This is a genomic window from Prevotella fusca JCM 17724, assembly GCF_001262015.1.
Classification (GTDB): domain Bacteria; phylum Bacteroidota; class Bacteroidia; order Bacteroidales; family Bacteroidaceae; genus Prevotella; species Prevotella fusca.
In genome coordinates, this window is record NZ_CP012074.1 from 1,360,471 (window position 1) to 1,374,137 (window position 13,667).

At 46.2% G+C, this 13,667-nt stretch carries 10 protein-coding genes; 5 read left to right on the top strand and 5 right to left on the bottom strand.

The window, feature by feature from the left end; translation table 11 throughout:
* The first annotated feature begins 284 nt into the window (after nt 1-284).
* A complete protein-coding gene (locus ADJ77_RS05615) occupies nt 285-1,463 on the top strand; it encodes an IS4 family transposase (RefSeq protein ID WP_025079277.1) in 1,179 nt (392 codons plus the stop codon).
* Nucleotides 1,464-1,622: 159 nt separating this feature from the next.
* Here the strand turns inward: ADJ77_RS05615 and ADJ77_RS05620 are convergent, their stop codons facing one another.
* The 4 genes from ADJ77_RS05620 to ADJ77_RS05635 form a co-directional block, all read right to left on the bottom strand.
* Nucleotides 1,623-2,111: a hypothetical protein gene (locus ADJ77_RS05620; protein ID WP_025078549.1), complete on the bottom strand. Its 489-nt coding sequence runs from the start codon at nt 2,109-2,111 to the stop codon at nt 1,623-1,625.
* Between the two features lie 374 nt (nt 2,112-2,485).
* Nucleotides 2,486-3,418 (bottom strand): redoxin domain-containing protein, encoded by a 933-nt coding sequence (locus ADJ77_RS05625; protein ID WP_050696121.1) that lies wholly within the window; start codon nt 3,416-3,418, stop codon nt 2,486-2,488.
* Nucleotides 3,419-3,546: 128 nt separating this feature from the next.
* The gene (locus ADJ77_RS05630) at nt 3,547-5,226 is read right to left on the bottom strand and encodes an ABC transporter ATP-binding protein (RefSeq protein WP_050696122.1); all 1,680 of its coding nucleotides are present in this window, start codon (nt 5,224-5,226) and stop codon (nt 3,547-3,549) included.
* A gap of 145 nt (nt 5,227-5,371) precedes the next feature.
* A complete protein-coding gene (locus ADJ77_RS05635; RefSeq protein ID WP_025078550.1) occupies nt 5,372-6,262 on the bottom strand; it encodes an NAD kinase in 891 nt (296 codons plus the stop codon).
* 135 nt (nt 6,263-6,397) lie between these two features.
* On the opposite strand from ADJ77_RS05635, the gene ADJ77_RS05640 reads away from it, so the two are divergent.
* The 4 genes from ADJ77_RS05640 to ADJ77_RS05655 all read left to right on the top strand — a co-directional run bounded on the left by ADJ77_RS05640 (nt 6,398) and on the right by ADJ77_RS05655 (nt 11,610).
* Nucleotides 6,398-6,967, top strand: a complete 570-nt coding sequence (locus tag ADJ77_RS05640; protein WP_025078551.1) for a DJ-1 family glyoxalase III — start codon at nt 6,398-6,400, stop codon at nt 6,965-6,967.
* A gap of 80 nt (nt 6,968-7,047) precedes the next feature.
* Nucleotides 7,048-7,683 carry a 2-C-methyl-D-erythritol 4-phosphate cytidylyltransferase gene (locus tag ADJ77_RS05645; RefSeq protein ID WP_050696123.1) on the top strand — a complete coding sequence of 212 codons (636 nt, stop codon included), beginning with the start codon at nt 7,048-7,050 and terminating at the stop codon, nt 7,681-7,683.
* Between the two features lie 553 nt (nt 7,684-8,236).
* Nucleotides 8,237-10,333 (top strand): ATP-dependent DNA helicase RecG, encoded by a 2,097-nt coding sequence (gene recG, locus ADJ77_RS05650; protein ID WP_025078553.1) that lies wholly within the window; start codon nt 8,237-8,239, stop codon nt 10,331-10,333.
* 272 nt (nt 10,334-10,605) lie between these two features.
* Entirely contained in the window at nt 10,606-11,610 is a 1,005-nt protein-coding gene (locus ADJ77_RS05655; protein ID WP_025078554.1) for a M23 family metallopeptidase, read from the top strand.
* Between the two features lie 256 nt (nt 11,611-11,866).
* Here ADJ77_RS05655 and ADJ77_RS05660 read toward each other — a convergent pair whose 3' ends face one another.
* Nucleotides 11,867-13,081, bottom strand: coding sequence for an anaerobic sulfatase-maturation protein (locus tag ADJ77_RS05660; protein ID WP_025078555.1), 1,215 nt, complete (start codon nt 13,079-13,081; stop codon nt 11,867-11,869).
* Nucleotides 13,082-13,667: the final 586 nt, after the last annotated feature.

Below are 13,667 nucleotides of genomic sequence, written 5' to 3' on the forward strand. Positions count from 1 at the left end.
AATTTTATTTGAAATTAGCAGCATAGCTGGAATAAACATCGAATTATGGGGTAGCTTAAGTAAAGGGGAGCAAAAAGAGGATATATCAATTTTGACACACCCTCTTTATTATCACTTATTCTCTATCCGACAAAAGAAAAACAATTAAAGAACTTACAATACTAGTGATGCAATAATTTTAAATTAAACTTCATATATCCCTTTATTAATAAGGGTTTCAGATCGTTCTTTGATTTTTTGATTTGAAAATGACAGCGTAACTTTGCAACCAAAACTGCATTGTTATGAACGTCGGTCGATATGTGTTTTCACAAGTTGTGAAGTACATACCTCGTTATCAGTTCGACAAGTGCGTGAAGAAGTACCGTGGCGACTGGCATGTCAAGGATTTGACTTGTTACAACCAGCTTCTGCACCTTTTGTTTGGACAGCTGACGAGTTGTGATTCTCTACGGGACATCTGCCTGTGTCTTGGTGCCCACAAGGACATCCTCTACCATCTTGGATTTGGCAACACGGTCAACCAGTCATCACTTTCCCGAGCTAACGACAATCGGGATTACCGCATCTATGAGGAGTTTGGCATCTATATGATAAATCTGGTAAGACCTTTATACACAAGGACCTCGATACCAGATGTCACTATAGACAACGTACTTTACTCCCTCGATTCCACGACCATCTCCACAAGTGTCAAACTTGCGACATGGGCTTTAGGAAGATACAACAAGGGGGCGGTGAAGATGCACACTCTGCTTGACTTGCGCGGGAGCATTCCAGCAAACATCCACATCACGGATGGCAGATGGCATGACAGCAACGAACTTGAACTGACTGCGCCGGAGCCTCTTGCCTTCTATATGATGGACAAGGCCTATGTTGACTTCGATGAGTTCTTTCGCTTCCATTTGGCTGGAGCCTATTGGGTTACCAGACCGAAGGACAACATGAAATACGAGATTATTGGTCATAGAAAAGACTTCTCCCGAGAGGATGGTATTCGAGGCGACTTTACCATTCGCTTGACTCAGCCAAAGACTCATGCACTTTACCCTGAGCCTTTCAGGGCAGTCTGCCACTATGATGAGGAGACGTGTGAAGAAATAGTGTTCATCACTAACAACTTCGAGATCAGCGCAGTGGAAGTGTCCGTCCTGTATAGGCACAGATGGGACATAGAGGTGTTCTTCAAGTGGATAAAGCAGAACATTGTCGTGAAGACCTTGTGGGGGTATTCCGAGAATGCAGTCCGAATCCATCTCTGGGTTGCAGTCATCGCCTATCTGCTTGTTGCAAGAATAAAGGCGGACAACAAAAGCCCATACACCATTACGGAAGTGGCAACGCTGATAAGAGTTTCTGCTTTGGAGAAAACTCACCTCAGAGATTTAATCACTAAGCCGAGAACCTCTGTCATTTACAATCAATATGTCAAAGAACTACCTCTATTTGATAATATGTAAAACTTAACGCGATTTTATCGCATCAGTACTAAACTTACAACTAAAGAAACGGTTTCTTAGATACAAATAAAAGAAGTAAAAAAATGCTACTACACTATTAATAAAAACATCACCAACAAAAACAACATAATTGAACAGTATATAAACAATCTACTCAACTTAAAATACTTCAATCAGCTTCATAAATTCATTGAACTCGGAAGAGTATTTTACACCTGTCCGTCCCCAGTCATATTCATATCGAACAGTCTTTCCAGGATAGTAGATATAGATGTATAGACCACCCATATCGCTGCAATGGTTGTTGTCTTTTACCGCCACAACGTCCTTTACAGTACCCTTGACGAACATATCGTCAACAAGTTCTTGTACACGACGAGCGCTGTCATCATTAAAACGAACAGTTGTGACAGTGTCTTTACCATCGTCAGATACAAATACTGATTGCGTACATTTTGTTACAATACCATTCTTATATAACATCCAATAAACATCCGTAAGACGTCTACTAAAGCCTAGATCACGTCCAATAAGAACGGAGTCATACGCTCTAAGTGCATCCTTTCCCTTGACACTACCTCGATTACCTTCTGAACAGCTGATGACTGCGAAGGCAATTATTCCACACAACCATAATAACTTATTCATCCCTCTAAAAATAAAAAAGTCAACCGTTATCAATCAATCCTACTAACTATATCGAAATGTAAGACATAGTAAAACAGTGCTCCTGTCGACAACAACCTTTCCTTTATGTACCTTTTACAAAAGTAAGCATTAATATTCTTGTTTCCAAACACTGGTCAACAAAAGTTCTTCTTACCCGTCTTTTCTATACGTGTTAGTGCTTAGCACATAGCGTGCGGATAGCAAACACCAATGGTGCTGAGGGCTGACACATTGCAATATGCTACCAACGTAGATTCAGACGGAGTACTTTTCAAGGGATAAAAAGCACAGGGCTGCCTCGTAAGGACAGCCCCGTGCATCTTAATTTAGGGGTTATTAGTTTTGCAATCTGTTTATGACTGGAACACTATCGTCAGACTCGTCCTGCTCTTGACAGGGCGTCCCTTCTGCATAGCAGGGTTCCACTTCGGCATGTTATTGGTAAGACGGACCGCCTGCTCCTTGTAGTATTCAACACAGTTATCCAACACACGCTTCTGTTTCTCCGCATTCATCTTCATGAAATGCTTGCTTGTTCCCTGTACGTTCTTCACATCAACGACACGGGCACCAGTAACAGTACCATCCATTTCAACATTGAAGACAACTGTCACCTCGGCATGTACCTTTGAACGGAAAGACTGGATGCTGCGACGCTGACCCTGTGCAAAGTAGCTGTCAATAGCCTCCTGCCCGCCTTCAAAGGTTGGAAGAACATCCGTCTTGCTTACCTCTGGAGCAAGTGGAAGAGCCTCCAACTTCGCTTTCAGCTTGTTTATTTCCACCGTTCCCATGACAATCTTACCATCCGGGGCAATGAGATACATTGACGGAATCCAGTCAACCTTATACAACTGGTCAATCATCGTGTTCTTTCTGAACTTCTTGAGTTCGCTCACCTGTGTCCAGTTCATCTGGTACTGACCCCAGTAAGTCTTCGCCCATACCTCACGGTCAGTATCGAATGAGATACCGATGAACTGCACCCCATAGTCGCGGAACTGCTCGTAAAGGGCTTTCATTGCCGGAATATCACGACGGCAGTCGGGACACCAGCTTGCCCAGAAGTCCAGTACTACGTAACTTCCACGATACTGGCTCAGGCTTATGTCCCTGCCATCGTATGTCCTCAGCTTGAACTCAGGCGCACGTGTGCCGGGCTTCAGCATGTTTACCGCATACTTAGCATCCAGATTCGTTGTCTGCTCAGTGTCTGTTGTCTGCGCAAAAGCTGCCGGTGCTGACATGAAGATTGCACAGACAGCTGCTAAAAGAATTCTTTTCATATCTTTTCTTGTCTATTTTTCAGTTTCATTCGTTCGTCAATAAAACGGCTCCTCCAGCCCTCAGGTTTCCTTTCGGTTTGTCAGTCATGTTGCAAATATACGACCTTATTTTGGATAACGCAAATACCTTATTGTATTTTTTCAATCGTCAGCGTCTGGTCGCAATAGTCAACAACCGCCGGGCGGTGGGTTATGAAAATCACCGTCTTATCATGATTTGAGAGTATATTCTTCAAAAGCAGGCGTTCTGTCTGCGGGTCAAGTGCCGATGTAGCCTCATCAAATATCATGACACTACGGTCACGCAGAAGCGAACGGGCTATGGCTATGCGTTGCGCCTGACCTTCGCTGAGTCCTCCTCCCTGCTCTGAACAGAGGGTATCAAGCCCTAACGGAAGGTGGAAAACAAAGTCGGCACAGCTTTTCTCAAGTGCGGCATTCATCTCTTCCTCTGTTGCATCGACCTTGCCGAGCAGCAGGTTCTCACGGATTGTACCGCTGAGAAGCGTGTTGCCTTGGGGCACATAGACGAAATTGGTACGCATAAGCGGGGTCAGCTCCAGGCATTCCATCCCGTTGTATATCTCTACCGAGCCCTTATTGGGTTTCAGCAAGGCAAGCAGCATACGTACAAGTGTGGTCTTTCCCGCACCTGTTTCGCCAAGAATAGCCGTACAGGAGCCAGGATAGAAATCGAAGTCCAGATTTCTCAATATCTCACGTTCGTTATCATCATAACGATAGTCGATGTGGTTAAGACGGATACCGCAGGGGCCAGCCAGCTCTATTGAGTCCCCTTGTTCCTCCAAAGGGTTTTCCTCCAACTCCATCAGTCGCTCTGCAGCCGTGAACACTGATACGAAAGCTGGTACAAGTTTCGTCAGCTGCCGGGCAGGGCTCTGAATCTTATTCACCAACTGCAAGAAGGCAGTCATACCACCAAAGGTAAGTGAATGAGCCGACATGCGGAGGGCTGCCCATGTAAAGGCAACAAGATAGCCAAAGGCAAAACCGAAGTTCAGGACAAGATTGGAGAAGACAGAGAACTTTGTTTTCCGCACCACCTTACGGCGCAATTCGCGTTGTGTTCCCTCCAGTTTCCCCACGATCATCTCGTCACTTTCGAGTGTCTTGATGAGCATTCGGTGCTGGATAGTCTCCTGCAGAACGCTCTGAACCTTTGAGTCAGAGTTGCGAACCTCACGTGTCAGCCGTCGCATCTGCCGTACATAAACCTTGCTGATGAGAACAAACAGCGGGATCATAACGACGATGAGGATTGCCAGACGCCAGTCCATCGACATCAGATAGAAGAAAGCACCGAGGAACATTGCCACCGTTGAGACTGAATTCGGGATGGTCTCGGTAAGAAAGTTCACCACATTGACAACATCAAACTCCAGACGGTTCAGCACGTCACCACTGTGATGACGCTCCTTTCCATGCCATTCCGAGCGCAGAATACGGTCGAGCATACGCTGCTGCATACGGTTCTGAGCCTTGATACCCAGCAGGTTCCGCACCCACACAGAGGCTATATTCAATGCAAAGTCACAGATAATCAGGGCTCCCATGATTCCCACTGCGACGTAGATACTGCCTTCCCTGGCATGAGATGCCACATCAATGGCATGCTGAACAGCCCATACCGTTGCCAAAGAAACGCCCACGCTGAGAATTCCTATCAGTGCATTCAGCACCGCCTGCCTACGGTTACCACGCCATGCTATCCACAGCCAGCGGAATATCTCCTTGCTTGTGTAGCGTGTTTCAGGGATTTGAAAGAGCTTCTTTATCTTGTTCACCATTATTATCTCCTTTGTTTAATTATATCGAGAGCTTAGGAATCCGGAGGAGGACAGCACACATTACAGTTCTATATGCTATGATTCAGAAAGATATTCCTAAGATTTACAATCCCTTTCATCGTCTCCCCGCAGACTGCCTGCCGCCTTAAAGTTTACGCGTATCGGCTCCCCACATCAGTTTCTCGCGTAGTGTCGAGAAGAATCGCTGCCCATGCAGCTTCACAATGCGCACCTTATGCGGTGCTTTCTTCACTGTCAATGTCACCCCTTCACGCAGTTTCTCCGACCTCCCGTCCACTGCTGCAAGGAAATTATGGCTCCGGCTCTGCACCTCGAGCTTGATTTCAGCCTCGTCACTGATGACAATCGGACGGATATTCAGGCTATGTGGGGCTACGGGAGTTATGCTCAAGATACCTGACTGGGGCACGATAATCGGTCCGCCGATAGATAATGAGTAAGCTGTTGAGCCTGTCGGCGTACTAATGACAAGTCCGTCTGCCAGATAAGTAACCAGGTATTCACCGTTAACACTTGCCTTTATGGATATCATCGCAGCATTGTCACGTTTCAGGATGGCGATGTCGTTCAATGCGAAAGGACAGTTTTCGAGCGGCTCACCATCAGCTTCCAGCTGGATGACGGCACGCTCTTCAATCTCACATTTCCCCGCAAAGACATCATCGAGCACCCTTTCAATATCCTCGGGCACCACATTTGCGAGGAAACCCAGTCGTCCCATGTTCACGCCGATGATAGGTGTCTGCTTCGGACCGACCTTGCTTGCAGCCTTCAGAAACGTACCATCACCGCCTAACGAGATGACATAATCGACATCGAAGTTCACCCCTTCAAACACTCCTGCTATGGGAAAATCCCTCTTCAGTTCATTCGCCAGGACACGATAGAAGTTCTGCTCGATATACACATCAGCCTCATGACCTGCCAGATAGTCCAGCATGTCAAGTATCTGAAGTGTGTCGAAAGCCTTGGAGGCATTCCCGAAAACAGCAAAACTCAGTCTCTTTTCTGCCATAAAAACGTGCCTTTTTAATTTCTTTTAGCCTTACAATACATACTAAACGATAGATATTTAGTATATTTGCACAACCTTTACATTTGCAAAAGTAAAGATTTTAATTGGATTTATGTACTTAAAAACAAAATAAATATGGCTAAAGTATATGAGTTTCTTGCCAACGGCTTCGAAGAAGTAGAGGCTTTGGCACCTGTTGACATCCTGCGCCGTGGGGATGTGGAGGTAAAAACAGTCAGCATAACGGGCAGTCATCTCGTTGAGTCATCACATGGAGTAATCGTCAAAGCCGACCTCCTTTTCGAGGAGATAACCGACTTCTCTGACGCAGACCTGCTGATGTTGCCTGGCGGAATGCCCGGGTCAAAGAACCTGGACAGGCACGAAGGTGTGCGCAAAGCACTCAAGGAACAGTTTGAAAAGGGCAAACGTGTTGCTGCCATCTGTGCTGCACCATTGGTATTGGCATCCGTCGGACTGCTGAAAGGCAGGAAGGCAACCATCTATCCCGGCATGGAAAGCCACTTAGGTGAGGGCGCTGAATACACGGGGGCACTTGTTCAGGAGGACGGAAACGTTACAACAGGAGCAGGTCCTGCTGCTTCTTTCCCTTACGGATACAAGCTCCTGAGCTATTTCGCACCTGCCGAGAAGGTCGAAGAGATACAAAAGGGAATGATTTACGACCAACTTCTTAATTCATAAATCATCATTCATAATTCAGAACTGTGAGTCATAAAACGTCAAAATATGCCATCATCGTCGCTGGTGGAAAGGGACTGCGAATGGGAGCAGACATCCCCAAGCAGTTCCTTCCCGTTGGCGGAAAACCTGTCCTGATGCACACAATCAGCCGCTTCCACGCCTACGACAAGGATTTGAAGGTTATCCTTGTGCTGCCGAAGGAACAGCAGGATTACTGGCAGGAGCTGTGCGAACAGTATCATTTCAATGAGGAATACCAGTTGGCGGATGGTGGCGCAAGCCGCTTCCAGTCATGCAAGAACGGCTTGTCGATGATTCCGGCTGATACTGTCGGGCTTGTCGGCATTCATGATGGCGTGCGTCCTTTCGTCTCCTGCGAGACCATTGCACGCTGTTTTGATACTGCACAGGAGGCGAAAGCGGTAATTCCAGTACTGCCTGTTACTGACACACTGCGCTTTACCGGTGACTCCCCAAGTGGACGAAACGTGCAACGCAGCGATTATAAAGCCGTACAGACGCCGCAAGTCTTTGACATCCAACTTATCAAAAAGGCATACGAACAAGAAGAAAAAGCCGATTTCACTGATGATGCCAGCGTCGTTGAGCATCTCGGGCAGACTGTTACAATGGTGGAAGGGAACAGGGAAAACATTAAAATCACCACCCCGTTCGACTTGAAAGTGGCAGAAGTTCTGGTAATTCATAATTCATAATTCACAATTCATAATTATGATTACCGTTGTCAAGTCAGAATTCATAATTCATCGTTCATATATTATGATTACTGAGTTTGATGGGGTTATTGGATGAGAAGAACGAAAGAATGAAAACGTAAAGATGGTGTTTAAAGCTGATAGATAGCACTATAAAACAGCGTAGAGCATAGGGATGAGAAGTGTAAAGGGCGTTCTTTCCGAATTATTTTCACGTAAAAAAGAAATTATTTTCATGAAGAAAAATATTTATTATCGTGAAAAAAAATATTTATTTTCATGAAAATAATTCGCAACAGGCAAATTCTAACGTGAATAAGAAGGCTGAAGAACAGCTTTATTTACACACCGCTGCAAGCTAAAAGAAGGTCGGAAGCAAGTGAGAAAGTGAACAAGTAGACGAGTAGACGAGTTTATCAGTTATATGTTTTATAAAACAGCAAACATCAATATTCATAATTATGAACTATGAATCCTGAACTCTGACTTAACAATGGTAATCATAATTATGAATTATGAATTACTCAGTAATTGTGAATTATGAATTAGACTAATGGATATACTATCGCAAGACATAATGTATTTACCAGGTGTAGGACCACGCCGCAGGGAGATTCTGAGCAAGGAGCTTGGTATCCAGACCTATCGTGACCTGCTGGAATACTTCCCTTACAAGTATGTCGACCGAACAAAGGTGTATCTCATTTCAGAGCTTTCACAGGATATGCCGTTCGTGCAAATCAAAGGAAGAATCCTCAGCTTTGAGGAAGCTGAGATGGGAAAACGTAAGAAACGTATCATCGCACACTTCACGGACGGACATGGCATCTGTGATATAGTGTGGTTCAATGGCACGAAGTATATCTATCAGAATTACCAGATCAACAAGGAATATATCATCTTCGGAAAGCCTACCATATTCAACGGCAGGTTCCAGTTCACCCACCCCGACATTGACGATGCTTCCCAGTTGCAGCTCAACGACATGGGGATGCAGCCTTTCTATGTCACCACCGAGAAGATGAAGAAGGCGGGAATCACTTCACGTGCGGTGGAGAAACTGACGAAGACACTCATCGGCAAGCTCACAGAACCACTGGAAGAGACTCTCCCTCCCTTCATAACAACCCACCTGCATCTCATCTCACGCGATGCTGCCATGCGCAAGATTCATTACCCAAAGTCGGTTGATGACACCCAGCGTGCCCGTGTACGGCTGAAGTTTGAGGAACTTTTCTATGTCCAACTCAACATCCTCCGTTATGCCAGCGACCATCGCCGCAAGTACCGTGGTTATATATTTAATCGCATCGGGGCACAGTTCAACTGGTTCTATGCCCACAACCTGCCCTTTGAACTCACCGGGGCACAGAAGAGGGTGATGCACGAAATACGTGCCGACATGGCTGGCGGGCGACAGATGAACCGTCTGCTGCAGGGCGACGTGGGCTCGGGTAAGACGCTCGTCGCCCTTATGTCGATGCTCATTGCCATCGACAACGGTTATCAGGCGTGTATGATGGCACCGACGGAAATCCTTGCCGAGCAGCATCTGCAGACCATCAAGGAGTTCCTCAAGGGAATGAACCTGCGCATAGAACTGCTGACGGGCATCGTGAAAGGCAAGAAACGCAAGGAAGTATTGGATGGACTGTTGGACGGTTCCATCAATATCGTCGTCGGAACACACGCCATCATTGAGGATAAGGTGCAGTTCCAGCACCTCGGTATGGCTGTCGTTGACGAACAGCACCGCTTCGGCGTGGCACAACGTGCCAAGCTGTGGAGCAAGAGCGAGAACCCTCCGCACGTACTGGTCATGACGGCTACACCTATACCACGCACCCTTGCAATGACCATCTACGGCGACCTTGATGTCTCCGTCATTGACGAGCTGCCGCCGGGACGTAAGCCCATACAGACCATCCACAAGTATGACGACCAGATGACAAGCCTATATCAAGGCATCCGACAGCAGATAAAGCTCGGACGCCAGGTGTATATCGTCTATCCGCTCATCAAGGAAAGCGAACGTATGGACCTCAAGAACCTTGAAGACGGCTTTGAGGCTATGTGCGACATATTCCCTGATTTCCAGCTCAGTAAGATACACGGGAAGATGAAGGACAAGGATAAAGAGGCCGAGATGCAGAAGTTTGTCAGCAGACAGACACAGATACTCGTTGCCACAACGGTGATAGAAGTGGGCGTGAATGTCCCCAACGCCAGCGTTATGATTATCCTCGATGCCCAGCGTTTCGGGCTGTCCCAGCTCCATCAGCTGCGTGGTCGTGTCGGTCGTGGTGCCGAACAGAGCTACTGCATCCTTGTCACCAACCACAAACTGACCAAGGAAACCAGTAAACGAATTGACATCATGTGCGAGACAAACGATGGTTTTGAGATTGCTGAAGCCGACCTCAAGCTGCGTGGTCCCGGTGATTTGGAGGGTACACAGCAAAGCGGTGTTGCCTTCGACCTCAAGATAGCCGACATTGCCCGTGACGGACAGATTGTACAGATGGCACGGGAAGAGGCGCAGAAGATTATTGACGATGACCCAACTTGCCAGAAAATGGAGTATAACTTGCTTTGGAACAGACTGAAAGCGTTAAGAAAGACTAATATAAACTGGGCTGCCATTTCATAGGAAGAATGACCATTAAAATGGCAGAAAGCCCCAGTCTAAAGGGCTTTAAACCAATCACCTACATGCTGGAAAAGGGAAGCGAGTTTGTTAAACTCACTATAAAAACTGTTAAGCAGCAATGTTATCCCACATTTTTTCATTAACTTTGCGCCATCTTTTGGTCAAAGCTGTATGCTTATTGTATAAATAACCAACAACTCTGCCATTTGAAAGGGACATAAGAATCAGTCCCGTGCCACTGCGGCATCTGAGTTTAATAAAATAACTTGATTATGACTTTTAAGAAAGTAATTAGAACTTTTGCACTAACATCTCTTTTAACCCTGACAGCCCATTCAGCAAATGCACAGGACCTGCTTGCACGCCAGGCACCTATCGACCGTCGGGCTAAGGCTCTCGACACAATGGTAATCAGCCGTCTGCGTGAGGCTGAAGAGATTGAAGAACCAGCAGCAGAACTCTATAACGACTGGAACAACAACTACGCACACCGAGGCGGTAACCTCCCCGATGTATACAAAATTGACCTCCGCGGCTTCCACATGCCGACTCCAAGCCGTGTCATCACAAGTAACTTCGGACGTCGCTGGGGTCGTCGCCATCAGGGTCTTGACATCAAGGTCTACATCGGCGATACCATCCGTGCAGCCTTCTCAGGTAAGGTTCGTGTAGTGAAATATGATGCAAACGGATATGGTAAGTATATCGTTATCCGACATAATAACGGACTTGAGACCATCTACGGTCACCTTTCAAAGCAGATTGTTACTCCAAACCAGACTGTCCGTGCTGGTCAGCCTATCGGTCTGGGCGGTAACACCGGTCGTTCTACAGGTTCTCACCTCCACTTCGAGACACGTCTGGCAGGTGTGGCTTTGAACCCGGCACTCTTCTTCGACTTCGCTCATCAGGACGTTACTGGTGACTTCTATGTGTTCCGTCGCAGCACCATAGCACAGGAGTCAGAACGTGCAACGGCAGCCCGTGGAACTTCATCAAGCCTCAGCTACTCACGTGAAAACATCCAGGGTAAAGGTAACCAGAGCTATACTCCACGTCAGGAGAAGAACTACAACACTGATTTCTCCAACCACACACCACGTACAGAGCCTACCGCTAACAACGGAAAGATTATCTATCACAAGGTGGTCGACGGTGAGACATTAGAAACGATAGCCAGACAACATGGCATCAGTGTTGAGCAGCTTTGCCGTCAGAACCGCATAGGCAAATTGACCCGTGTATCTGATGGTCAGTTACTCTCAATCAGTAAGTAAACATTTCCCACATCATAAAACAGCTCCGGCAGACACCAGTCTGTCGGAGCTGCTTTCATTTATGCCCCTGCTTGCCAACTGTTCCCCGATAAGAAACAGCTTTCCTACTTCGTTGCGAGGGACATAATAAAGTATTTAATTACTGCCACCTGCCTTTCATTTCCCGTATATGTTAGCCATTGGTATCTTTTAAAACGACTTGTCAAGTAGGTTTTCAAAATTAAACGCTTATATGCAATTAATCATGAACCCCTACCTAACCGAAAATCTGACTCATTACATTAGCTGGCGGGCGCTGGTTCTCCAGCTCATTCTTCATAAAGTCCATATAAGGTGCTATATGCTCGAAGAACTGATGATAGCCCTTACAGAGATAGTTAAGCCCCGGATTGCCGTAACAATCACGGACAAAACGGTTCTTGGGACACTCTCCATGACAGGCAAACTGGAACTTACACTCCTTGCATTGCTGCGGAAGAAGTCTGTATTTCATCTTTGAAAACTCTTTCTGCCGGTCGCTGTTCATCATCTCATAGATAGTCTGTCGGGACAGGTTTCCAAGTTTATGTTCAGGGTAAACGAAATGGTCACAGGAATAAACATCGCCGTTGTATTCCATTACTCCAGCATGACCGCACTCCTTTGCCATCGTACAGATGCCCGGTGCCACGCCGACCCAGTTTGCCAAAGTGGCATCAAAGAGCTGTATATAATAGTCGCCTACATCATTATGTACCCACTCATCGAAGATGGCACAAAGGAAGTTTCCCCATTGCTCGGCAGTAACAGAGAAGTCAGTCACCTCACCACCTTCCTGCATTCCGGGTGCCAGTGTAAGCCCATCGGTACGGTTTACAATCCGTTCAACAATAGGAGTAAACTGGATATAACGACAGCCTATCTCCTTGAAGAAGTGATAGAAGTCCAATGGATAATCTGCATTAAAGTCGTTGACCACGGCAAGGGCATTCCATTCCACACCGTGCTTGTTCAGCAGGTCGACACCTTTCATCACCTGACGGAAGGACGGTTTGCCGGTAGCCGTCCGTCGATACTCATCATGAAACTCCTGCGGTCCGTCAATAGAGACGCCCACAAGAAAATTGTTCTCCTTGAAGAAGCGGCACCATTCATCATTCAGGAGGATGCCATTCGTCTGAATGCTGTTGTCAATCTGACGCCCACGGGCATAATACCGTTGCAGTTCCAGTGCACGACGATAGAAGGATACGGGGCGCATCAGGGTCTCACCGCCATGCCATGTAAAGAGCACCTGCGGCGTTGTCTGCGCCTCGATATACTCCTTGATGAACTTCTCAAGCAGCGCATCAGTTATCACATGATTCTTGTTATCGTCATACAGCTTACTCTTCTCCAGATAATAACAGTACTTACACCGCAGGTTACAAAGTGAACCGGCAGGTTTCAGCATGATATACATCGGATGACTAAAGGGAACAATGGTATTCATAAATGTTTTGTTTCGGCTGACAAAGGTAGTCAATTATTTAATAACGGCAAAACATTCCAAATCACTTATTAAGACACTGACAACAGATTACGTACCATTACGAAACACATTAGGAGAACAACCTGTCCTGTCTTCTCATGAAACAAAAAGAACTGTATGCTTATCGTATCGCCATTATCCTGCCTTCTCTATAAAAACAAGCACCGTTTTGCCTTGACCACAATACCGAAATATATTTACAAAAACGCTTGCTATATTCCCTTGGTGCACGCACAAAAACCATCTTACACCCGTATTTACAATTAACTGAAGTTCAATATGTTACAAAACCATACAAGAAAAGGTGCTTAATTGGACTTCAACTAAGCCTTAGTTAGGCTTCAATTAACGCCCTTTTGAACGTCAGTTTGGGCTTGATTCGAGTGCAGAAAAGCGTAGATTAAAAATGAGAAATAAAAAAACACGACAAAAGTAACCTTTTCCAGTCCCTCTTCCAATAACAGCCCCACCCCGACCCTTCTCCGAGTGGAGAGGTGAAAGTAAGTACCCTACAAGTCTGCCGACTAATATATTTTCTTCACAACGG